Source organism: Micromonospora sp. NPDC049175, from assembly GCF_043197345.1.
GTDB lineage: Bacteria > Actinomycetota > Actinomycetes > Mycobacteriales > Micromonosporaceae > Micromonospora.
The window spans coordinates 288941-311448 of record NZ_JBICSY010000003.1 but is presented as its reverse complement, the minus strand read 5'-3'; the positions used below and the strand labels follow the sequence as shown (position 1 = coordinate 311448).

21 protein-coding genes are annotated in these 22508 nt (G+C 72.4%); 14 read left to right on the top strand and 7 right to left on the bottom strand.

The features are described from left to right. Window positions 1-63: 63 nt before the first annotated feature. The gene (locus tag ACGFH8_RS15310; RefSeq protein WP_393367400.1) at window positions 64-573 is read left to right on the top strand and encodes a GNAT family N-acetyltransferase; all 510 of its coding nucleotides are present in this window, start codon (window positions 64-66) and stop codon (window positions 571-573) included. Window positions 574-666: 93 nt separating this feature from the next. Here ACGFH8_RS15310 and ACGFH8_RS15305 read toward each other — a convergent pair whose 3' ends face one another. Then, window positions 667-2400, bottom strand: coding sequence for a hypothetical protein (locus tag ACGFH8_RS15305; RefSeq protein WP_393367399.1), 1734 nt, complete (start codon window positions 2398-2400; stop codon window positions 667-669). A 365-nt stretch (window positions 2401-2765) separates the two neighbouring features. Between ACGFH8_RS15305 and pseB the strand changes: the two genes are divergently transcribed. From pseB to ACGFH8_RS15270, 7 genes are all read left to right on the top strand, one after another. Beyond that, complete coding sequence (gene pseB / locus ACGFH8_RS15300) at window positions 2766-3749, top strand: UDP-N-acetylglucosamine 4,6-dehydratase (inverting) (protein ID WP_393367398.1); 984 nt, start codon at window positions 2766-2768, stop codon at window positions 3747-3749. Beyond that, window positions 3746-4903 (top strand): DegT/DnrJ/EryC1/StrS family aminotransferase, encoded by a 1158-nt coding sequence (locus ACGFH8_RS15295; protein ID WP_393367397.1) that lies wholly within the window; start codon window positions 3746-3748, stop codon window positions 4901-4903. Before pseB ends, ACGFH8_RS15295 begins: the two co-directional genes overlap by 4 nt. A gap of 10 nt (window positions 4904-4913) precedes the next feature. Further along, window positions 4914-5762, top strand: a complete 849-nt coding sequence (locus ACGFH8_RS15290; RefSeq protein ID WP_393367396.1) for a hypothetical protein — start codon at window positions 4914-4916, stop codon at window positions 5760-5762. Continuing rightward, a complete protein-coding gene (locus ACGFH8_RS15285; protein ID WP_393367395.1) occupies window positions 5752-7572 on the top strand; it encodes a class I SAM-dependent methyltransferase in 1821 nt (606 codons plus the stop codon). The genes ACGFH8_RS15290 and ACGFH8_RS15285 overlap by 11 nt, the downstream gene beginning before the upstream one ends. 92 nt (window positions 7573-7664) lie before the next feature. Beyond that, window positions 7665-8417: a cytidylyltransferase domain-containing protein gene (locus ACGFH8_RS15280; protein WP_393367953.1), complete on the top strand. Its 753-nt coding sequence runs from the start codon at window positions 7665-7667 to the stop codon at window positions 8415-8417. Continuing rightward, the gene (locus ACGFH8_RS15275) at window positions 8414-9574 is read left to right on the top strand and encodes a PseG/SpsG family protein (protein WP_393367952.1); all 1161 of its coding nucleotides are present in this window, start codon (window positions 8414-8416) and stop codon (window positions 9572-9574) included. Before ACGFH8_RS15280 ends, ACGFH8_RS15275 begins: the two co-directional genes overlap by 4 nt. A 34-nt stretch (window positions 9575-9608) precedes the next feature. Next, window positions 9609-10244: an alpha-ketoglutarate-dependent dioxygenase AlkB gene (locus ACGFH8_RS15270; protein ID WP_393367394.1), complete on the top strand. Its 636-nt coding sequence runs from the start codon at window positions 9609-9611 to the stop codon at window positions 10242-10244. Window positions 10245-10267: 23 nt separating this feature from the next. On the opposite strand, the gene ACGFH8_RS15265 is transcribed toward ACGFH8_RS15270, so the two are convergent. From ACGFH8_RS15265 to ACGFH8_RS15255, 3 genes are all read right to left on the bottom strand, one after another. Continuing rightward, window positions 10268-10786 (bottom strand): TrmH family RNA methyltransferase, encoded by a 519-nt coding sequence (locus ACGFH8_RS15265; protein ID WP_393367393.1) that lies wholly within the window; start codon window positions 10784-10786, stop codon window positions 10268-10270. A 326-nt stretch (window positions 10787-11112) separates the two neighbouring features. Beyond that, window positions 11113-13596 carry a DNA topoisomerase (ATP-hydrolyzing) subunit A gene (locus ACGFH8_RS15260; RefSeq protein WP_393367392.1) on the bottom strand — a complete coding sequence of 828 codons (2484 nt, stop codon included), beginning with the start codon at window positions 13594-13596 and terminating at the stop codon, window positions 11113-11115. Between the two features lie 44 nt (window positions 13597-13640). Then, a complete protein-coding gene (locus ACGFH8_RS15255; protein ID WP_393367391.1) occupies window positions 13641-15698 on the bottom strand; it encodes a type IIA DNA topoisomerase subunit B in 2058 nt (685 codons plus the stop codon). A gap of 353 nt (window positions 15699-16051) precedes the next feature. Here ACGFH8_RS15255 and ACGFH8_RS15250 point away from each other — a divergent pair, with 353 nt between their 5' ends. Both ACGFH8_RS15250 and ACGFH8_RS15245 read left to right on the top strand, forming a co-directional pair. After that, the gene (locus tag ACGFH8_RS15250; protein WP_393367390.1) at window positions 16052-17308 is read left to right on the top strand and encodes a hypothetical protein; all 1257 of its coding nucleotides are present in this window, start codon (window positions 16052-16054) and stop codon (window positions 17306-17308) included. 99 nt (window positions 17309-17407) lie between these two features. Beyond that, window positions 17408-18271: an alpha/beta fold hydrolase gene (locus ACGFH8_RS15245; RefSeq protein WP_393367389.1), complete on the top strand. Its 864-nt coding sequence runs from the start codon at window positions 17408-17410 to the stop codon at window positions 18269-18271. A 23-nt stretch (window positions 18272-18294) separates the two neighbouring features. On the opposite strand, the gene ACGFH8_RS15240 is transcribed toward ACGFH8_RS15245, so the two are convergent. After that, window positions 18295-18465 carry a hypothetical protein gene (locus ACGFH8_RS15240; RefSeq protein ID WP_393367388.1) on the bottom strand — a complete coding sequence of 57 codons (171 nt, stop codon included), beginning with the start codon at window positions 18463-18465 and terminating at the stop codon, window positions 18295-18297. Between the two features lie 196 nt (window positions 18466-18661). Here ACGFH8_RS15240 and ACGFH8_RS15235 point away from each other — a divergent pair, with 196 nt between their 5' ends. Further along, entirely contained in the window at window positions 18662-19291 is a 630-nt protein-coding gene (locus ACGFH8_RS15235) for a hypothetical protein (RefSeq protein WP_393367387.1), read from the top strand. Window positions 19292-19447: 156 nt separating this feature from the next. Further along, window positions 19448-19819 carry a hypothetical protein gene (locus ACGFH8_RS15230; RefSeq protein ID WP_393367386.1) on the top strand — a complete coding sequence of 124 codons (372 nt, stop codon included), beginning with the start codon at window positions 19448-19450 and terminating at the stop codon, window positions 19817-19819. Window positions 19820-19834: 15 nt separating this feature from the next. On the opposite strand, the gene ACGFH8_RS15225 is transcribed toward ACGFH8_RS15230, so the two are convergent. After that, window positions 19835-20746 carry a DUF72 domain-containing protein gene (locus ACGFH8_RS15225; protein ID WP_393367385.1) on the bottom strand — a complete coding sequence of 304 codons (912 nt, stop codon included), beginning with the start codon at window positions 20744-20746 and terminating at the stop codon, window positions 19835-19837. Between the two features lie 129 nt (window positions 20747-20875). On the opposite strand from ACGFH8_RS15225, the gene ACGFH8_RS15220 reads away from it, so the two are divergent. Then, window positions 20876-21379, top strand: a complete 504-nt coding sequence (locus tag ACGFH8_RS15220; RefSeq protein WP_393367384.1) for a DinB family protein — start codon at window positions 20876-20878, stop codon at window positions 21377-21379. A gap of 10 nt (window positions 21380-21389) precedes the next feature. Here the strand turns inward: ACGFH8_RS15220 and ACGFH8_RS15215 are convergent, their stop codons facing one another. Further along, on the bottom strand, window positions 21390-21914 hold the full coding sequence (locus ACGFH8_RS15215; RefSeq protein WP_393367950.1) for a DinB family protein: 525 nt from the start codon (window positions 21912-21914) through the stop codon (window positions 21390-21392). A 78-nt stretch (window positions 21915-21992) separates the two neighbouring features. Here ACGFH8_RS15215 and ACGFH8_RS15210 point away from each other — a divergent pair, with 78 nt between their 5' ends. Continuing rightward, window positions 21993-22508, top strand: coding sequence for a 2'-5' RNA ligase family protein (locus tag ACGFH8_RS15210; RefSeq protein WP_393367948.1), 516 nt, complete (start codon window positions 21993-21995; stop codon window positions 22506-22508).

The following is a 22508-nucleotide window of genomic DNA, read 5'->3' as shown; positions in this document are numbered from 1 at the left end:
TTCCCGGTGCGCCCGGGTAAGGTGCTCCGACCGGACGTGAACAGCTAGGAAAGCGAGACGCACGTGCTGCGCGAAGCGACGGCGGACGACGTTCACCTGATGTTGTCCTGGCGTAATCAGGAAACGAACCGTCAGGTCAGCAAGACCAGCCACGAAATCACCGCCGACGAGCACGACCAGTGGTGGTCGGCGGTCCGCGACGACAGGTCCCGGCGGGTGCTGGTGTACGTCCGCGACGACCGGCCCTGTGGCGTCGTCACCTTCTTCGACCTGCGGTTCGACGGTCCTCGCACCGGTGCGTGGGGCTTCTATCTGGACGCCGACGGGCTGGCCGGGCGGGACGAGACGCTGCCCGCCTGGCTGGGGGTCATGCGGGAGGCCGTCGAGTACGCCTTCGACGGGCTGCACCTGGACCGACTCGACGGCGAGGTGCTCGGGCACAATACCGTCGTACGACAGATGAACCGGCGTTTCCGATTCGTCGAGGGCACCCCGAGACAGGAGTTGTCCGACGGTCGGGAAATCACCGTCATCCCGATTTCCCTGGCTCGGGCCGACCGCCGCCAACGCTGATTGTCGTACTCATTCGGGTCATGGTCCCGAATCATTAACCGATGGTGTTCCCGGTGGACATCCGCCGTTCACGACTAGCGGTGTCCACCGGGGTCAGGCCCGCCGCCAGGCCGCCCAGTGCTGCGCCGGGTTGCCGCCGAGCCGGACGAAGCCGTACGCGGCGCCGTCCCAGTCGTCTGGCTGGCCGGGCGCCCAGCGGGCGAAGACCACCTGCGCCGCGGCCGGCGGCTGCTCGCCGAACCACCGGACGTCGGTCCAGGTCACCTGGTGGCTCAGGTTGAACCGCAGGGCGTAGTGCACGCCGGTCGAGGCCCAGACCCGCTCGCCGGGGCGCACGCCGACGTCGGCGACCCGGGGCGTCGGCGCGGTGCTCGCGACGGCGGGCCGCACGACGCGGTGCTCGATCACCTGCATGGCGACGAGGTTGGCCACGACGAGCACGCCGAACATCGGCAACCGCAGTCGGGGCACCAGCGCGGCGGCGACGAGCAGCAGGCAGCCGCCGATCCCGACGAGTGACCCGAGCACCGGGCGCATCTCCCGCCAGCCCCCGGTCAACGCCGCCAGGTCCGGCGCGCTGAAACCGCCGTAGCGCAACCGGTGGCCCTGGCTGGCCACGTACGCGAGGCGGACGGCGATCAGCGCACCGCCGCCGACCAGCAGGGCCACCGCGACGGCCGCCCGGCGCAGCACCACCCGGCGCCCGGCGGTGAGCAGCACCCCGAGCCCGACCAGCAGCCAGAACGGCGCCAGCATCTGCACGTAGCGGCCGTAGATCGCGTCCAGCGGCTTGCCGGTGATGCCCGCCAGGATCACCGACGCCCCGCCGGCCACCCCGACGGTCACCACGAGCGCCACGCCCATCGTCCAGCGGGCGGCGTCGCCGTGCCGTGGACGCCACAGTTCGCGCACGGCGGCGGCCCAGGCCACTCCCGCCATCCCGAACGTGATCACCACGAGGTACCAGAGCTGGGTGGCGACGCCCGCGCCGACGCGGACCACGCCCTGGACGGAGGCGACCGCCTCGACCGTGCCGCCGCCGGGGGTGCTGCCGAGCAGGTAGACCCTGTCGCCGAGGTAGCGGATGGCGGCGGCGTTGACGAGCGCCATGGCGAGCACCGGCAGCAGCGCGGCGAGCACCGCGGGCGGGCCGATCCGGCGGCGGACGAGCAGCAGCAGGACCAGTCCGGCGTGCACCGCCACGATCACCAGGCCGCGCGAGTGCAGCAGGTGGAACCCGCCGACCAGCAGGCCGACGGTGGCGGCGGCGAGCGGGCCGGGCCGGGAGATCCAGCGGTGCACGGCGAGCAGCCAGGCGACGACGAGCGGGGCCATCACCGTGTCGATCATCGCGATGCCCGCGTAGAAGGCGGTGGCCGGCAGGGTCGCCGCCGCGACCGCGCCGAGCAGCGCGTACGAGCGGCGCAGTCCGAGCAGGCGGCGACCGAGCAGGTACGCCAACGGCAACAGCGTCGAGTTCACCATCGCGTTGATCAGCTGGACGATCCGGTAGCTGTCGCTGAAGTCCCGGTCCCCGAGGAACGCCGGCGAGATGAGCATCGGGTAGCCGACCCGGCGCAGCAGGTCGTTCTCACTGCTGAAGCCGCCCGGCCCGCCGGCCAGCGCGCGGGCGGTGTTCAGGTAGCTGTCCTCGTCGGTGTGCGCGATCGGCAGCACGATGTGCCGGGACAGCCACATCCGCCAGGCGACGCTGAGCACCCAGCCGACGACGAGCAGCAGCGGCACCAGCCAGCGCCGCGCGGGTGCGGGGTCCGGTGTCCGCGCCGGCGCCGCCGGCCGGTCGATCACGTCGCTACCGGATGCCATGAACGCCTCCAGAACTGCCGGCCGGACCGGTCCCCGCGTGGACCGGCCGGGCCTGTCGGCCGGCGCCGGTGACGCGTGGGATGACCCGCTCGCACCGAGCCGATGCGGATGTCGGGTGAACGCGCGACCGGCCGCAAACCGGGCTGCCGGGTCACTCGCGCGGTCACTGTAGCGGCCCGATCCGGCCTGGTCAGGCCGGTTACGGGCCGACCGGAAGTGTTTGCCTACGCGGTGCTCGGCATTCACAGGAGCAGGGGGCGCGGTTCACCCGCGAGCGTCGGGGAGTTAACCCGCCATGGTTAGCGTCTCACCCCGGTCGGCCGGCCGAGGGCCGCCCGTTCATCCACGATCACGGGAGCACCACATTGAGTGAGTTGAATGGATCGTCCATTCTGATCACCGGGGGAACGGGTTCCTTCGGCAGGACCTTCCTCCGGCACATCCTCACCGAGGCCGACCCCGCCCGCGTGGTCGTGTTCTCCCGCGACGAACTCAAGCAGTACGAGCTGCGCCAGCAACTCGGCGACGACCCCCGGTTGCGGTGGTTCATCGGCGACATCCGGGACCGGCACCGCCTCACCCGGGCCATGCACGGCGTCGACCACGTGGTGCACGCCGCCGCGCTCAAGCAGGTGGACACCGCGGAGTACAACCCCTCCGAGTACATCGCCACGAACATCACCGGTTCCCAGCACGTCGTCGACGCCGCGATCGAGGCCGGCGTCCGGAAGGTCATCGCGCTCTCCACCGACAAGGCGTCCAGCCCGATCAACCTGTACGGCGCGACGAAGCTGGTCGGCGACAAGCTGTTCGTCTCGGCCAACCACTACGCCGCCCAGCACCCCACCCGGTTCGCCGTGGTGCGCTACGGCAACGTGGTGGGTAGCCGCGGCTCGGTCGTCCCGCTGTTCCGCCGGCTGGCCGCCGAGGGCAAGAGCCTGCCGATCACCGACAAGCGGATGACCCGTTTCTGGATCACGCTCGACCAGGCCGTGCAGTTCGTCATGGACTCGTTCGACCAGATGCAGGGCGGCGAGTTGTTCGTGCCCCGCATCCCGAGCATGCGCATCCTCGACCTGGTCGAGGCCGTGGCCCCGGACGCCACCACCCACGAGATCGGGATCCGGCCGGGCGAGAAACTGCACGAGGAGATGATCGCGCCCGACGACAGCCGCCGGACGCTGCGCGCCGACGGCCGGTTCATCGTCCAGCCGACGATCGCGACCTGGGGCTACCAGCCGCCGGTCGACTGCGACCCGGTGCCGGACGGCTTCGCCTACCAGTCGGACACCAACGACGAGTGGCTCACCGTCGAGCAGCTGCGCGACATGCTCGGCCTCACCGCATGACGGGGATGCTCCCGTACGGCCGACACTCGATCACCGAGGACGACATCGCCGCCGTCGCCGACGTGCTGCGCGGCGACTGGCTCACCACCGGCCCGCAGGTCGACGCCTTCGAGGCCGACCTCGCCCGGTGGACGGGCGGGGTCGGAGTCGCCGCCGTCGCCAACGGCACCGCGGCCCTGCACGTGGCGTACGCGGCCGCCGGGGTGGGACCGGGCGACGAGGTGGTGGTCCCGCCGATGACGTTCGTGGCGACCGCCAGCAGCGCGGTAGCCCTCGGCGCGACGATCGTGTTCGCCGACGTCGACGACGAGACGTTCTGCCTCGACCCGGCCGCGGCCGCCGCCGCCGTCACCTCGCGGACGACTGTCGTCGCCGCGGTCGACTACGCCGGTCACCCCGCCGACTACGACGCGCTGCGCGCTTCGGTCGCGGGCAGCGACGCGTTGCTCCTGGCCGACGCGGCGCACTCGATCGGCGGGACGTACCACGGTCGGCCGGTCGGCTCACTCGCCGACCTGACCACGTTCTCGTTCTTCCCCACCAAGAACCTGACCACCGCCGAGGGCGGCGCCGTCGCCGCGCTGGACCCGCGGCTCCTCACGCGGGCCCGCCGCTTCCGTGGCGTCGGGGTGGTCCGCGAACGCGACGAGCTGCGCTTCGGCGACGAGGGCGGCTGGCACCAGGAGGTGCACGAGTTCGGGCTGAACTACCGCCTGCCGGACGTGCTCTGCGCCCTGGGCCGCAGCCAACTGCGCCGGCTCGGCGAGTTCAAGGCCCGACGCGCCGCCCTGGTCGCCCGCTACGACGAGGCACTGGCCGACCTGGACGGCGTACTCCGGCCGACCCGGCGGTCCTGGGCGGAGCCGGCCTGGCACCTCTACCCGATCCGCGTGCTCGACGGGCGTCGCCGCGAGGTGTACGACCGGATGCGCGCCGCCGGCATCGGCGTCCAGGTCAACTACCTTCCGGTGCACTGGCATCCGGCCTTCGCCGACCTCGGCTACCGGCGCGGGTCCTGCCCGGTGGCCGAGTCGTTCTACTCCCAGCAGTTGTCCCTGCCGCTCTACCCGGGGCTCAGCGACGCCGAGCAGGATCGCGTCATCGACGCGCTGACCGCGGCCCTGCGGGTCGGCTCGGTGCGTTCCGCCGCCTGATGGGAACCTGATGCACCACGCCAACCACTTCTACGGCCACGCGCACGTGCTGGCCCGCTACGCCGGTCTCGGCGACCGGCACCCACCGCGGATCAACGGGTACGTGCAGCACGGCTGGAACATCGGCGACGGCCTGGCGCCCGGTCACCCGTACGCCGAGCGCGCCCCGAGCCTGCTCTGGTCGGAACAGACCCGCCGGCGGGCCTGGTCGGTGGGGCGGCGCAACGTGGTCGTCATCGGCGCGCCGTTCGCCTACCTGCTGGCCCTGCGCCCCGAGGACCCGCCGGCGGAGGAGCGGGAGGGCACCATCTGGTATCCGTTCCACGGGTGGGAGGGCCAGCACGTCAAGGGCGACCACCGGAAGTTGATCGCGCTGATCCAGGACACCGAGCCCGGCCCGGTCACCGTCTGCCTCTACTGGCACGAGTACCGGATGCGCAAGGTCCGCCGGCTCTACGAGCGCGCCGGCTTCCGGGTGATCTGCCACGGCTACCGGGGACACTGGTGGAAGGACACCGACCCGGAGTTCCTCGACAAGCAGTTGACCGAGCTGCGTCGGCACCGCCGGGTAGCATCCAACCGGCTGACCAGTGCGATCTTCTACGGCATCGCGGCCGGCTGCGAACCGGCGGTCTACGGCGACCCGATGATCCTGTCCAACGAGGACCCGACCTTCGGCGGGACGGCCCGCATCCGGCGGCAGTGGCCGCAACTGCACGGCACCGAGGTCGACATGCCCACCGCGGTCGAGATCGCCCGCGCCGAGCTGGGCACCGACCACCGCTGCACGCCGGCAGAGCTGCGGGAGCTGCTCGGTTGGGCGAACCTCCAGGAGGAAGAGGACCACAGTGACGACTGAGACGGCATCCGCCGGCCGGATGACCCTTCCCGGCGGCGAGATGCTGGCCTGGTCCGACCTGCCGCGGCAGCGCCTGGCCGACGGTGGACCCGTCGCCGCGCTGGCCGCCCGGCTCGTGCCGCCCGGCGCCCGGGTGCTGGTGGCCGGGCCACACGATCCGGCCCTGCTCGACCAGCTCGGCCACGCCGAGGTGACAGGCCTGCTGCGCAGCCACCCGGACGCGGTCGCGCTCGCCCAGCGGGCCGCCCACCTGGTGGTGGGTGGGCCGGCCGGGTTGCCCGACGACGAGACGTACGACGTGGTGATCGCCGCGGCCGGGCTGGACCCGGTGGAGTCGGTGGAGGGCGCCCGCCTCGGTTGGGACGGCGTGCTGGCGCGACTGGTCGCCGCCCTGCGTCCGGGTGGCGCGCTGGTGCTGCGCGTGGACAACCCGCTCGGCCTGCACCGACTCGTCGCCACCACCCCCTGGTACGCCGGCCGGGACGATTCCGCGTGGACGATCGGCGGGGTCCTCGACCGGACCCACCCGGCCAACCGGGACCAGCTCCGCGAGCGGCTCACCGCGGCGGGGCTGCGGCCGGGCGCGTGCTGGGCCGCGTACGCCGACGCCGACGCCCCGACGGCGCTGCTCGACGCCGACCACCTCGACTCCGACACCGGCTCCGGGCTCTTCGACGCGGTGCTGCACGGCGCGTGCGCCGGTTTCCCGAGCGACACCGTGCTCCAGGACCCGTCCCGGCTGGCGGTGGACGCGCTGCACGCCGGCCGTGCCGCCGACCTCGCGCCGGGTTGGCTGGTGCTCGCCCACCGGCCCGCCGACCCGGCGGAAGCCACCCCACCGGCCGTCGACCGGGACCTGCCGGTGGTGCTCGTGCAGACCGGGCGGCCCGGGGTCGGTGTGCTGGAGGTGCTGCACGGCCCGTCGGGATGGCGGTGGGGGCGGATCGCGACCACCGAAACGGACCTGCCGGCCGCCGCGCCGTTCGCCAGCCGCGAGGCCGCGTACCGGGACGCCGGCGCGCTGTCCGGGCCGGTGCCGGCCGGCCGACTGCTGCGTACCCTGCTGCTCGACGCGGCCCTGCGCCGCGACCTGGCCACCCTGCGCACGCTGCTGCACGGGTACGCGGGCTGGCTCGCCGACCAGGCCGACACCGACGGCCGGATCCCCGGCGCGGCGGCGCTCGCCAGCGCCGACAACGTGGTCGTCGACGGCGAGCGGTACGCGGTGCTCGACCCGAGCTGGCGGGCCACCGAAGCGCTGCCCGCCGACGTGGTGCTGGCCCGCGGGCTGTGGCGCTTCGCGACGGCCCTGCTCACCGGCGGGTACGCCCACCCGTGGCCGTCCACCCTCGACGTCGCCGGCCTCACCGTGGTGCTCGGCGGCCTCGCCGGCCACGACCTGAACCGCGCGACGGTCGCCGAGGCGGTGGAGGCCGAGGCGGCGATCGCCGCGGCGCTGCACGGGCTGGACACCGACGGCAGGATCCACCTCGCCACCGAGCTGCACGCCGTCACACCCACCGACCCGCCGGTCGGCGCGCGCAGCTACCAACAGCTCCGCGAGGCGTGGCTGCGCCAGCGCGAGGAACTCGCCCGGCTGGCGGCACTGACCGCGTGGACCGAGGAGCTGCTCACCTCACGGGAACGGGCGCTGCGTAGGGCGGAGACGACAATCGGCCTGCTCAGCGGGTCGTTGAGCTACCGGGTCGGCCGACTCGCCATCACCCCGGCCCGGCTGGCCAAGCGGGGCGCCCGCGCCGCCAAGCGCCGGGCCACCGCCGCGCTCACCCCGAAGGAGGAGCAGCAGTGACCGGCGTACCGGCCGACGGGGTGCCTCCCACGCGCGAGGTGGCGCCGACGGACGGGGTGGCCCCGACGCACGGCGCGGCTCCGACGGACGGGCTGGCCTCGGCGGGCGGCGCGGGAGCCCGGATCATCGGCATCGTGCAGGCCCGGATGGGTTCGTCCCGGCTGCCCGGCAAGGTGCTCCGCCCGCTCGCCGGACGTTCCGTGCTGGGCCGGGTGGTGCGCGCCGCACGCGACAGCGGCGTCCTGGCCGACCTGGTGGTCGCGACCAGCACGGACCCCGTCGACGACGCCGTGGTGGCCGAGTGCGCGCGGTTGGGCGTGGCGTGCCACCGCGGGCCCGTCGACGACGTGCTGGGCCGATTCGTGGGTGCGCTCGCGGCGTACCCGGGCGACGCGGTCATGCGGTTCACCGCCGACTGCCCACTGCTCGACCCGGAGATCATCGCCCTGGTCGCGTCGGTCTACCGGGCGGTCCCCGGGCTCGACTACGCGAGCACGTCGATCGCCCGCACCCTGCCCCGCGGCCTGGACGTGGAGATCATCGCGGCGGAGACGCTGCGCACCCTGGACCGGCTCGCCACCGATCATCACCGGGTGCACGTGACCTCGTACGCGTACACCCATCCGGAGCTGTTCCGGGTGCTCGGGGTGACGCTCACCCCGGACCTGTCGGCGCTGCGGCTGACCCTCGACACCGAGCGGGACTGGGCGCTGGTCAGCGCGGTCGTCGACCACTTCGGCGACGTCAGCATGCCGCTGGCCAAGCTCGCCGACTGGCTGCACGGGCAACCCCACCTGCGTGCGCTCAACGCCGACGTCCGACAGAAGCGGCTGGAGGAGTGCTGAGCACGCCGCGGGTCGGGCTGCGCTGCGACGCCAGCCCCCGGCGGGGCGTCGGCCACCTCGTCCGCTGCCTGGCACTCGCCGAGGAGTTCCTCGCCCGAGGCGCCCACGTCGCCGTGTTCGGCACCGTCGAACGGCTCCCCTGGGCCACCGCGGAGCTGGCCGCGCGGGGCATCCCCCTGCACCCGGGCCCGGACTCGCCGGCCGAGCTGGTCGAGGCGGCCCGCCGACACCACCTCGACGTGCTGGTCCTCGACTCCTACGAGCTGGACCCGGCCGGGGCGGGCGCGCTACGCGCCGCCGGCGTGTTCACCCTCGCCGTCATCGACGGGGACAGTCGGGGCCAGGTCGCCGACCTCTACCTCGACCAGAACTTCGGCGCGGAGCTGCCGGGCCTGGGTTCCGCGGCGGAGCCGCCGGAGCTGCCAGGGCTGCCGGCGTCGCCGGGGCCGCCGGGGCTGCCGGGGCTGCCGGGGCTGCCGGGCCGGCTGCTCGCCGGGAGCGATTACGCCCTGCTGCGCGACTCCGTGATCTCCGCCCGGCCGGCGGCGCCCCCGCCCGCCACGACGGTCAGCCGACCACGGGTGCTGGCCTTCTTCGGCGGCACCGACGCGGTCGGCGCGGCACCGGTACTGACCCGGGTGCTCGTCGCCACCGGTCATCCGATGGACCTCACGGTCATCGTCGGCCGACCCGAGATCGAGGCCGAGGTCGAGGACGTCGCCCCCGGCCGCGGGCAGATCATCCGGCCGGTGCCACCCACCAGCTCACTGCCCGCCCTGATCACCGAAGCCGACCTGGTGGTCAGCGCCGCCGGCACGTCCACCTGGGAACTCTGCTGCCTCGGCGCACCCGCCGCGCTGGTGTGCGTGGTCGACAACCAACGCGAGTCGTACACCCGGGTGGTGCGGCACGGCCTCGCCGCCGGCCTCGGTGAGTTGCCGGAGCTGACGGCCGCCGGCGTCGCCGGACGCGCCGCCCGCGCGGCGGCGGCACGGACCCTGCTCGGGCTGCTCAGCTCACCGCAGCGCCGCGCGACGCTCGCCGCGCAGGCCTGGTCCACCGTCGACGGGCGGGGCCGGTCCCGGGTCGTGGACGCGGTGTTCGACGCCGTACGCGCCGCCGCCGGTCCCGGCCGACCGCCAACGGTCCGTCGCTAGCACGGGTGTACGAAAGTGCTGCTAGGGTGGCCGTATGACGCAGGCCGCCTACCAGCCGTCGATGCTCGACCTGGCCGACGCCGGGCCGACCCTGGGGCCGCTGCCCGGCCTGGTCCGCCGCCACCGGCTCAGCCGGGGCGCCTGGGTCGACCACCTCCCCGGCTGGGTGCACGGCTCCGACGCCGTCCTCGACACCCTGCTCACCGAGGTCCCCTGGCGGGCCGAGCGGCGCACCATGTACGACAGCGAGGTCGACGTGCCCCGCCTGCTCTGCTGGTATGACGGCGACCGGCAACTGCCGCATCCCGTGCTCACCGAGGCCCGGGCCGCGCTGACCCGGCACTACGCCCCCGAGCTGGGCGAGCCGTTCGTCACCGCCGGCCTGTGCCTCTACCGCTCGGGGCGCGACAGCGTGGCCTGGCACGGCGACACCATCGGCCGCTCCGCGCACACCGACACGGTCGTCGCGATCGTCTCCTTCGGCGCGCCCCGGCCGCTGCTGCTGCGCCCTCGTGGCGGCGGCGACAGCCTGCGCTTCCCGGTGGGCCACGGCGACCTGATCGTGATGGGCGGCTCCTGCCAACGCACCTGGGAACACGCCGTCCCGAAAACCGCCCGCCCGGTCGGCCCCCGGGTGAGCGTCCAGTTCCGCCCGGTCGGCGTGGCCTGAACTCAAGCCCCACCGTAGGTGGGCTAGAGAAGGCCGGCGAGTTTGTAGAGGACCAGCGATCCGGCGACGGCGACGTTCAGGCTCTGGCCGTGCCCGACCATGGGAATCTCCACGGCCGCGTCCAGGTGGTCGAGGGCCTCGGGCGGGATGCCTGTCGATTCGTGCCCGAGCAGCACCACGGTGCGCCCCCGAGCGGCCGGCAAATCACCGAGTCGGACGGCCTCGTCGGCCAACTCCACCCCGAGAATCCGGGTACCGGCGGCCCGTTCGGCGTCCAGCCACCGCAGCGGACTGCCGACCCGGTGGACACAACCCGGCCGGCGCAGGGTGTTGCCGCGGGCGAGAGCCTCGTCCACCCACCGAAACGGCGGCACTGCCAGGCAGGCACCGACCGCGTCGCAGGTACGCAGCAGGGTGCCCAGGTTCGCGCCGTGCAGCGGCCAGAGCGGGGCGGCGATCAGGTGGCCCCAGCAGCGATGCTGGCGGGGTCGGCGGGCGGCACGCAGCTCGCGCCTCGGCCGGACCCGGATGGCGGCGCTCACGCCGCGTCGGCGACTCCGCCGGACAGAAGAAAGGTCATGTGAGAGGTGCTTGGCGGCGCACCCAGGCCATCACCGACAACAGGAGCCCTCACCATACCGCCCCCGGGGCCTCCCTCCACATGATCGTGCTCCATCCAGGATCGAGTGGTATCGCCTCGTCGGTGATGCCACTACTTCCAGGATCGAGCGCGATCATGCGGAGGTGCGAACGTCAAGATCCGCGCAGCTTCCGGTAGATGCCGCCCGCGGCATGTCGGAGGCAGCACCTACCCGGAAGTCGCGCGGATCCCTCGGGCGAGACACACCCCGGGGACGGCAGGTTGAGATCAGTCGCGTTCGATCACGTGGCCGACCACGGTTGGGCCGAGCATCACCGCGAAGCCGGAGCCGTCGCGACGGGGATCCGCCGCCGGCAGCTCCACCGGCTCACCGGTGCCGGTCGCGCCGACCGGGCGCGGACCCACCCAGGCGACGACCACGTCCGTCTCACCCTTGAGGAAGCGGTGCGCACGCACGCCGCCGGTCGCCCGACCCTTCGCCGGGTACGACTTGAACGGCGTCACCTTGACCGTCGCCCCGGTGGAGGTGACCACCATCGGCTCGCCGTGCCCCGGGTCGTCGGTGCGGACCCCGCCGAAGAACGCCACCCGCGCCCCGGCCGGCAGGTTGATGCCGGCCATCCCGCCGCCCTTGAGGCCCTGCGGACGGACCAGCCCGGCCGGGAAGCGCAACAGCGACGCCTCCGACGTGACGAACGTCAGCGATTCGGTCCCATCGGCCAACCAGGTCGCACCCACCACCTCGTCGCCGTCGCGCAGGCCGATCACCTCGAACTCGTCGGAGCGCACCGGCCACTCCGGCGCGCAGATCTTCACCACGCCCTGCCGGGTGCCCAACGCCAGCCCCGGTGAGCCCTCCGCCTGCCCGCCCAGCGGGGCCAGGCCGACGACGGTCTCCCCCGCCGCCAACGGCACCAGCTCGGCCGCGGACATGCCACCCCGCAGCGACACCGTGCCGGCCTGCTCGGGCAACACCGGCAGCGGCAGGACGTCGACCTTGAACGCCCGACCGGCGCTGGTCAACAGCAGCACCCGACCACGGGCCGTCGAGTGCACGATGGCGCGTACGGTGTCGTGCTTGACCCGGCCGTTGCGCCGACGCCCCTCGGCGCTCTCCTCCGACTCGGCCGCGGTCCGGGCGACAAGCCCCGTCGCCGAGAGGATCACCTGGCACGGGTCGTCGGCGACCTCCAGCGGGCCGGCCGGCGCGGACGCGGCCAACACCTCCTTCAGGTCACCGTCGACAAGCGTCGTCCGCCGTTCGGTGCTGAACTGCTTGACCACGGCCGCCAGCTCGTCGGAGACCACCTTCCGGAGCACCCGCTCGTCGTCGAGGATCTTGCTCAACTCGGCGATCTCGGCGCGCAGCCGCTCCTGCTCGGTCTCCAGCTCGATCCGGTCGAACTTGGTCAGCCGGCGCAACGGAGTGTCCAGGATGTAGGTGGCCTGAATCTCGGACAGGCCGAACCGGCTCATCAGCCCGTCCTTCGCGGCCTGCGCGTCGTCGCTGCCCCGGATCAGCCGGACCACCTCGTCGATGTCCAGCAGCGCGATCAGCAGACCGTCGACCAGGTGCAGCCGCTCCTGACGCTTCCGCCGACGGTACGAGGTGCGTCGGGTGACCACCTCGTACCGGTGCGCCAGGAAGACCTCCAGCAGCGCCTTGAGCCCCAGCGTGCGCGGCTGCCCGTCGACCAGGACCAGGTTGTTGACGCCGAACGACTGCTCCAGCGGGGTCAGCCGGTAGAGGTCGGCGAGCAACGCCTGCGGGTTGACCCCGACCTTGCACTCGACGACGAGTCGGGTGCCGCTCTCCCGGTCGGTGAGGTCCTTGACGTCGGCGATGCCGGTCAGCCGCTTGGTCTTGGTGACCTCGTTGGTGATCGCCGCGATGACCTTCTCCGCGCCGACGCCGTAGGGCAGCTCGACCACTGTGATCGCCTGGCGGCCCCGGCTGCCCTCGATCGGGCCGATCTCCACCTTGCCGCGCATCCGCACCACACCGCGCCCGGTCTCGTACGCCCGGCGCACCTCGTCCAGGCCGAGCAGCACCCCACCGGTGGGCAGGTCGGGGCCGGGGACGAACTCCATGAGCTTGTCCAGGGTGGCGTCCGGGTGGTTGATCAGCCAGCGGGCCGCGGAGACGACCTCGGCGAGGTTGTGCGGGATCATGTTGGTGGCCATCCCGACCGCGATCCCGGACGCGCCGTTGACAAGCAGGTTGGGGAAGGCGGCCGGCAGCACTGTCGGCTGGGTCAGCGACCCGTCGTAGTTGGGCTCGACGTCGACGGTGTCCTCGCCCAGCTCACCGACGAGCAGCATGGCCTCGCGCGACATGCGTGCTTCCGTGTAACGCGAGGCAGCCGGGCCATCGTCTGGGGACCCAAAATTTCCATGTCCGTCGATGAGTGGCACGTTGAGCGAGAAGTCCTGCGCGAGGCGGACCATCGCGTCATAAATGGCCGTATCACCATGTGGATGATACTTTCCCATTGTATCCCCGACAATTCGGGCAGACTTCACGTGCCCGCGATCCGGGCGGTAGCCCTGCTCGTACATCGACCAGAGGATGCGCCGGTGCACGGGCTTGAGGCCGTCGCGCGCGTCGGGCAGGGCGCGGGAGTGGATGACCGAGAACGCGTACTCCAGGTAGGAGTCGGAGACCTCGGTGACCAGCGGGTTGTCGAAGACCCGCGCGCCGGCCTGGTCGAACGAGGAGAGATCGACCTTGTTTTCCTTACGGCGTGCCATGACTCAGCTCTCCACGGGAACTGGAAGTGGAACGGAACGGGCGCTCACGCGTCGATCGCTTCCCGGTCGACCCGGTCGGCCGAGTCGATCAACCAGTTGCGGCGCGGCTCGACCTTCTCGCCCATCAGCAGTTCGAGGATGCGTTCGGCGGCGTCGACGTCGTCGAGGGTGATCCGGCGGACGGCCCGGGTGGCCGGGTTCATCGTGGTGTCCCACAACTCGTCGGCGTCCATCTCACCGAGACCCTTGAACCGCGGGATGGGCGTGACGATCTGCTTGCCGGCCTTTTCCAGCTTGCGGACCGTCGTCTCCATCTCGGCCTGGGTGTAGGTGTAGACGGTCTGCGGGTTGCGCCCCCTGGTGGTGATCTTGTGCAGGGGCGGCATCGCGGCGTAGAGCCGACCGGACTCGATGAGCGGCCGCATGTACCGGGCGAAGAGAGTGATCAGCAGGGTACGGATGTGCGCGCCGTCCACGTCGGCGTCGGCCATGATCAGCACGCGGCCGTAGCGCAGCGCGGACAGGTCGAACGTACGCCCCGAGCCGGCACCGAGGACCTGGACGATCGCGGCGCACTCGGCATTGTCCAGCACCTGCTGGAGGTTGGCCTTCTGCACGTTGAGGATCTTGCCCCGGATCGGCAGGAGCGCCTGGTATTCCGACGATCGTGCCATTCTGCTCGTCCCGAGGGCGCTGTCACCCTCGACGATGAACAGCTCACTGCGTTCGACGCCGGTGGCCCGGCAGTCGACGAGCTTGGGTGGCATCGACGCGCCCTCCAGGGCGGTCTTGCGCCGGGCGGCGTCCTTCTGTTGTTTCTGGGTGAGCCGCACCCGGGCGGCGTCGACGATCTTCTGCAGGACGGTGCGGGCCTCGGCCTTGGTGCGCCGGTCCTCCAGCCAGGCCTTGACGTGCGCGTCGACAAGGCCCTGGAGCACCTTGGTGATCCCGGGGGTGGAGAGCTCGTCCTTGGTCTGCGAGGTGAACTGCGGCTCGGGGATGCGCACGTGCACCACTGCTGTCATCCCCTCCAGGACGTCGTCCAGCAGGGGCGGCTCTTCCTTGGCCTTGAGCAGGCCGCGGGTGTTGCGGACCGCGTCGGCGAGGGCGCGCACGAGGGCGCGCTCGAAGCCCTTGCGGTGGGTGCCGCCGTGCGCGTTGCGGATCGTGTTGGTGAAGCACTCGACAGTGCGTTCGTAGCCGGTGCCCCAGCGGAACGCCACCTCGACCTCGGCGCGCCGCTGCACGTTCGACTGCATGACACCGTTGGCGTCGGCGGCGTTCTCCCGGTAGGTCCCCTCGCCGTTGACCAGCAGGGTGCCGGAGACGGGCCGGTCACCTGCCGGCGCCAGGAACTCCACCATGTCGCTGAGCCCGTTGGGGTAGTGGAACCGCTCCTCGGCGGGCGCCTCGCCGGTCAGGTCCCGCAGCAGGTAGGTCACGCCGGGGACCAGGAACGCGGTGTTGCGCAGCTTGGTGCGGACCGCGTCCACGTCGAGCGCGGCGCCGGTCTCGAAGTAGCGGGCGTCGTGCCACCAGCGGATCGAGGTGCCGGTGCGCTGGTTGCGCTTCATGGCGCCGCTGACCTGGAGGCCGGGGCCGGCGGTGAAGGGCGCGTCCGGTCCGGGGCCGTCGAAGACGCCCGGGACGCCGTGCCGAAACGACATCGTGTGGATCTTGCCGGCTCGGCGGACGGTCACGTCGAACCGTCGGGACAGCGCGTTGACCGCCGAGGCGCCGACGCCGTGCAGGCCGCCGGAGGTCTTGTAACCGGAGCCGCCGAACTTGCCGCCGGCGTGCAGCCGGGTGAGCACCAGCTCGACCCCGGAGATGCCGGATTTGGCGTGCACATCGGTGGGGATGCCCCGGCCGTCGTCGTCGACCTGCACCGAGCCGTCGGTGTGCAGGATCACCTCGACGGAGCTGGCGTGGCCGGCGACACCCTCGTCGGTGGAGTTGTCGAGGATCTCGTTGACGAGGTGACCCACGCCACGGCTGTCGGTGGAGCCGATGTACATGCCGGGCCGCTTACGGACGGCGTCCAGCCCCTCAAGGTGGGTGAGGTCATCGGCCCCGTACAGGGTGTCAGGCTCTGCGGTCAACTGGTCGTACTCCCCGGTCTCGGCTGTGTGCTGCCGGTCACCGGCGACATCAGCCGGCGTGGCGCGCCGCAGCGAGCCTAGCCCGAGGCTAGGACAACTCCCGGAGGACCTACGCGACCCGCCGCGCGGCAGCCGCCGGACGTGAGCCAGCGAACAGTCAGCCGGTGAGCACGGGAGCACGCAACGCAAGGCACGATCACGGTCGGTTGGGGCGCACGGCTTCGGAAAGCGACCGGAGTGAGCCACGTGTCTTTCATCGAACGATTCTGTTACGGGCCATTGACGCCCGTTGCACGAGGGTGATCTGATCGCGCTCTCAGAGAATCTTTCATCTTTCGATGGATGGGGGCCCCATGCCCAGGTTCCGCCGTACCGCGCTCGCCGCGGGACTAACGATCGCCCTGGCCGCGCTGTCGACAGCCGTCGCGCTGCCCGCACCCGCGTCCGCCGCGCTACCCACCGCCGCGGTGGCGCTCGGGGACAGCTTCATCAGCGGTGAGGGCGCCGGGGCGTACACCCCTGTGGTCGACGTCAACGGCGTCGCCCAGGGCTTCCCCGGCTGGACTGCCGCGAACAACAACGCGTTCTTCTGCCACCGCTCGGCGAACGCCTCGCTCAACCAGGCCAACCTGCCGGGCATCCAGAACCGGTTCAATCTGGCCTGCTCCGGTGGCCAGCCGCACGACATCGCGACCGCCTCGCAGGCGCGGACCAACGGCCGTACGGTGGCCTCGCAGCTCGACCAGCTCCGCGCCGTCGCGCAGACCCAGGACATCGACCTGGTGCTGATCGGCCTGGGTTCCAACAACAGCTCGTTCACCTTCGGCAGCGTCGCGGAGAAGTGCGCCAACCGGTTCATCGCCGACGCGTGGACCGGCTGGTGGGAGTTCTGGGCGTACCTGAACGGCCCGGTCGAGCAGAAGCCGTGCAGCGACGCCGACCTGGCCACCGCCGCGCAGATCAGCGCCGCGACCGCCGAGACCACCGCCGCCGTCCGCCAGGTGCTGACCACTCTGGACCAGATCGACCCGGACGGGCAGCACCGGGTGGTGTTCCAGGACTACACGAACCCGCTGCCGCTGGACCTGAACCCGGCGTACTACGAGGAGGACGGCCGGGACGACACCCGGGACAAGTTCCGTGACCTCGGTGCCGAGCGGTACGCGGGCGGCTGCCCGATCCACCGCGCCAGCCTGGCGCCGGGCCACCGCTTCTCGCAGGCCCTGGGCGCCATCGTGAAGTCCACGCGGGACACCCTGGCCGCCGAGTTCCCCGCCGACGACCTGGTGTACCTGAACGTGCAGCAGGCCTTCAACGGCGCCCGGCTGTGCGAGCAGACGAGCAGCCCGACGGGTTCGCTGGCCACGCCGATCCGGTTGCAGGACGGCGCGAGCGGCACCTTCGTCACCAGCCTCGCCGGCAAGGACAAGATCGCCATCCAGCGGATCGCCAACACCTGCGTCAGCTACTTCCAGACCTGCCAGGAGTCGTGGCACCCGAACGCCACCGGGCACCAGGTGCTCGGCCAGTGCCTGAGCGGGGCGGCCTCCACAAGCGCCCGCGCGGTGGCCTGCGTCCGCGCCGGAAACGGGACGATCTCCGTCTCCTGACCCGTCGCCAACCGGAGGGCTCCGCCACGGCGGGGCCCTCCGTCGCGTCCGAGCGCCGTCGGCTACCCGCCGGTAACGCCGGAGCCGTAGGCTGGGCCGGTGGACGCAGACCCGGGGTACGCGCAGGAGTTCGTCGACGTCGACGGCGGCCGGTTGGGTGTGCAGGTCTACCCGGAGCCGGTGGGCACGACGGGCGCGCCGGTGGTCGTGATCTGGCCCGCGATGGGTGTGCGGGCCCGCTACTACCGGCCCTTCGCGACCGAGCTGCGCGCCGCCGGGCTGGCCGTGGTCGTCGCCGACCTGCGCGGGAACGGGGCGAGCACCCCGACGCCGAGCCGGGCCGACCGCTACGGCTACGCCGAGTTGGCCGACGACGTCGGCGCCGTGCTGGGCGCGCTCAAGCCACGGCTGGACGGGCGTAACCGGCTGCTGGTCGGGCACTCGCTCGGCGGCCAGGCCGCACTGCTGCACCTAGCCCTGCACGGCGCCGACGAGGTGGACGCGTTGGCGCTGATCGCGGTCGGCATCCCGTACTGGCGGAGCTACCCAGGGCTGCGCGGCCTCGGTGTGCTGCCGTACACCCAGGGGATCGCCGCCACCGCGGCCCTGCTCGGGGTCTGGCCGGGTTGGGGTTTCGGCGGGCGGCAGGCACGCGGCGTGATCCGCGACTGGGCGTACACCGCGCGGACCGGCCGTTTTCCCCGGCTCGACGGTACGGACACCGAGGCGGCGGTACGCGCGGTGCGTACACCGGTGCTGGCGGTCAGTGTGGACGACGACCAGTACACCCCGCACGAGACGATGGACGACCTCTGCGCGAAGCTCACCGCCGCCCCGCTCACCCGGGAGCGTTACACGGCGGCGCAGGCCGGTGCCGCCCTGGACCACTTCTCCTGGGTCCGCGCGAGCACCCCGCTGGCGCGGCGGATCGCCGGTTTCGCCGGCGACCTGCCGCCCCACTGAACCGCACCGGGTCACGGAGGGGCTCAGTCGTCCTGGTCCAGCGGCACCAGCTCACCGTCGCGCTCCACCTGGATCTCCGCGTGCTCCTTGCGGGGCGCGACCTCCGCGGTGTTCCGGTGTGGGTCGTTGTCCGGGTGCATGAGCACCGCGTCGGTCTTGGGGGTCTTCTCCCGACTTTCGTCCGGCTGCGACATCCCGTTCCCCTCTCCGTCAGCGTCGCTCGGGATCTACCCGCCACCGCGCGGACGACTCCTGCCGGCGGCGATGGTCGACGTCGAAGCCCGAACGTCCCGGTCGTGCCGTCGCGGCGCGGATCAGCCGCCGGGCGACGGGGTTAGCCGCCCGGGCGGCGGGTAAGCCGCAGCGCCCAACACGGCGGAAGGGGATCACATGTCCGAACGGCATACCGCACTGCGCTCGATGCACGATCTGGGTCTCGCGGCCTGGTTCGGCGGCTCCCTCATGGGTGCCTTCGGCGTCAACGGCGCAGCCGCGAAGATCAGCGACTCGACCCAGCGACTCTCGGTCGCGTCGGCGGGATGGTCCAGATGGACCCCTGTCAACGCCGCCGCCATCGGCGCGCATCTGGCCGGTGCGGTCGGCGAACTGGTGACCGAGAGCCCACGCGTGGCGGCTCAGTCGGGGGTCGGCCGGACCAGCGCCATCAAGACGGCGTTGACGATCGGCGCGCTCGCCGTGACCGGCTACAGCCGGTTGATCGGCATGCGCCTGGAGAAGGCCGGCGCCTCACCGGTGAGCGGGACGACGGAGCCCAACCACCAGACCCCGGCGAGCGTGGCCTCCTCGCAGCGGCAGATGAGGATGCTCCAGTGGGCCATCCCGGCGCTGACCGGGGCCCTGGTCGTGGTCACCGCGTACATGGGTGAGCAGCAGAAGCCCGGCCAGGTCTTCAAGGGGATTCTCGGTCGGGGCAGCAGCATGAAGGGCGCCTCGAAAGGCATGATCAAGATGGCCGGCATGAGTAACGGCAAGCGGCCGATGGCGATGGCCGGACGCTGAACGCCGGGCCGGCCGGCGTCCCGCCGCCCTCTCGACGGCGGGACGCCGGCCGGCCCAGCGCGCGCAGCGCCGCGACGACCCTCGGGTGGCGACACCGCGCGACCTGAGAACAGCACACCGTCCGCCGACCGCGGCGGACCGAGGAGCGGGGTGGCCATGACGGCGCACAAGGGACGCAGCGGTGACAACGACCGGCAGGAGCCGGAGGCGACCCAGCCGTGGGGCGGCGGCGACGGCGTCGACGCCGACGCGCCCTGGGGCACCGACGAGGACTCGCCGATGGACGAGGGCAGCGAGCAGACCGCGGTGCCCGAGGGACGACGCGGGGAGCGGCGGGCGGGCGCCCCGGCGGGACGGACCGACCCGGCGGGACGGCACGGCTTCGGCTCGGTGGAGCCGACCCGCACGACGATGGCCGGACCCGGTGCCCCACCGGACCCGGCGCCGAGCGGCCGGACCTTCCCGGACGACGCCGACATCGGCGAGTCGACGCAGGACGCGCTGCGCAGCCGGGGCCGACGCTCCTGACCCCACCGGGGACGGTCAGCCGCTCGATCCGGCCGCGACGCTCCGATCGGCGATCATCGTCTCGGTGAGCAGTTGCGCCAACCGGGTGGCGTCGCGTTGGGCCTGACCGGCGCAGCAGTTGTTGAACAGCACGTGCAGGTCGTCGGTCGCGCCGGCGAGGTCCGCGAGCAGGCCGGCCCAGTGCCGCAGCTCGTCGTCGCCGTAGGCGTACCGGAACTTCTCCTGCTTGTCGCCGTCACGCCAGGCCTGGCTGTGACCGTGGAACCGGACGATCACCGGCTCGGCGGTCCCGGTCAGGATCGGGGGCACCGACGACGGGTGCCCCTGCGGCATGTCGACGCAGACAAGTGACAGGTCGTGCGCGCGCAGCAGGTCCAGTGTCCGGGCCGCGGCCGGACCGTCGAACCAGGAGCCGTGGCGCAGCTCCACGCCGACCCGCCACGGGCGGCAGCGCTGCGCCAGCTCGACGATCCGGCGTTCGGCCGCGGCGCCGCGTGCCAGCCAGGGTGGGAACTGCAACAGCACCGCGCCCAGCTTGCCGGCCGCCGCGATCGGGTCGAGGGCCGCGCGGAACCGGGCCCACAGCTCGTCGTACGCGCGCTCGGGCAGGTCACGACGGCGGATCCGGCTCGGGCCACCGGCCGGACGCAGGTCCCGGGGTAACGCGGCGACAGGCGTCGGATGGCCGGTGAAGAGACTGAACGCCTTGACGTCGAAGGTGAAGTCGTCAGGTGTGGCGTCGACCCAGCCGTGCGTGGTCTCCGGGACGGGGACCGCGTAGTAGGAGGTGTCCACCTCGACGAGCGGGAACCGGCTGGCGTAGAAACCGAGTCGACGGGCCGGCGTGTTGGCCGAGCGTGGGTACCACCCGGAGCGCAGCAACGACTGGTCGGCCCAGGACGACGTGCCCACCTTAATCACACCCATGTCATTCAGTGGACCGCCACGGACGCGGATCGGCAACCGCTGGCGAATTACGCGTCGCACGCGGTGTCCGACACCGGAAGTGTCGGTGCCTCGCCCTAGGGTGGGTGAACATCGACGAGGGGTGGCGGCATGACCAGCACGGAGCAACTCACCGGTGAGCGGGCCGATCTACTGCAGACGCTCCGCCGGCACCGGGGTTTCCTCCTGCACACGGTGAACGGGCTCACCGACGAGCAGGCGGCCACCCGGCCGACGGTCAGCGAGCTGAGCCTCGGCGGCCTGGTCAAGCACGTGGCAGGCGTCGAGCACCGGTGGATGCTCTTCGCCGTGGGCGGAGCGGAGGCGATGCAGCGCGAGGAGATCGACTGGGTCGGTCAGTTCCAGATGACGCCGGGCGAGACCCTCGCCGGTCTGGTCGCGCGGTTCCAGGAGGTGGCCGACCAGACCGACGCGCTGATCGCCACCCTCGACCTGGACTCGGCGCACCCGCTGCCGCAGGCGCCCTGGTTCGAGCCGGGGGCGAGCTGGACGGTCCGCCGGGTGCTGCTGCACCTCATCGCCGAGACGTCCCAGCACGCCGGGCACGCCGACATCCTGCGGGAGTCGATCGACGGCACGAAGACGATGGGCTGACCGGCGAGGCCTATCGACCCTTGCCCGCGGACGCGTCGATCAGGCCGCGCACGTAGGCGGCCTGGCCGACGTGTTGCAGGTCGTCGTCGACGATGCTGACCAGCCGGACTCCGAGGGTGACCGGCGGGTCCCACGACTCGTCGACCACCCGGTCCAGGTCCGCCGGGCGCAGGCCGACCAGGAACGATCCGGTCCGCGACGCCACCGCCTCGTAGTAGTCGACGAGCGCCTGCGCGCTCTCCGGCCGCACCGTCTCGACCTGGTCGGCCGAGTGACCGTAGCCGGTGTTGTCCGGGTCGGCGGTGAGCCCGAACCGGCCCGCCCAGTCGCCGCTGACCCAGACCTGGTCGGCGTCGAGCAGGTCGGCGACGTGGTGATCCTGGACCCGGGTCAGGTGCCAGACGAGCCAGCCGATCGAGTTGGCACCCGGGCCGGGCGCCCAGCGCAGGTGCTCGGGTCCCAGCCCGTCGACCGCCGCGCGCACGAGGTCGGGCAGTCGGTCGTACGCCTCGGTCAGCAGGTCACTCACGTTCACTGGCACGCCCTTCGGGTCGGTTTCCTCCTCAGGTACCGCTGGGGCGTGCGATCAAACCTCGGCCACTACGGTGATCGGGTGGTCGCCGCGTTGGAGTTGTATCTGGACCCGGACGCCACCCGGCGGATCCGGGCCCTCTGGGACGCCCTGGAGGCCGAGGGCGTGCAGAGCATGCGTTCGCTGTGGGAGCGGCGCCACCGGCCACACGTCTCGCTCGCGGTGGCACCCCGCTTCAACCCCGAGCAGGTCGCCGAGGCGCTGCACGGCACCGTCGTCGCGGCCCCGCTGCGACTGGACTTCCAGCACGCCGGGCAGTTCGTCGGCCGGGTGCTCTGGCTCGGCCCGGCCCCCACCTCGGAGCTGCTGACCCACCAGCGGATGGTGTCCGACCGGCTCACCGCCGCCGGCATCCCCCTGACCGAGCACTACCGGCCGGGCCGCTGGGTGCCGCACTGCACGCTCTCCATGCGGGTGCCGAACACGCTGATGGCCGCGGCGGTGCGCCGCTGTCTCGAGGTGTTGCCGCTGGCCGCGACCGTTGTCGGCGCGGCGCTCACCGACCACGCCCGGGGCATCGCCCACCCGCTGCCCTGA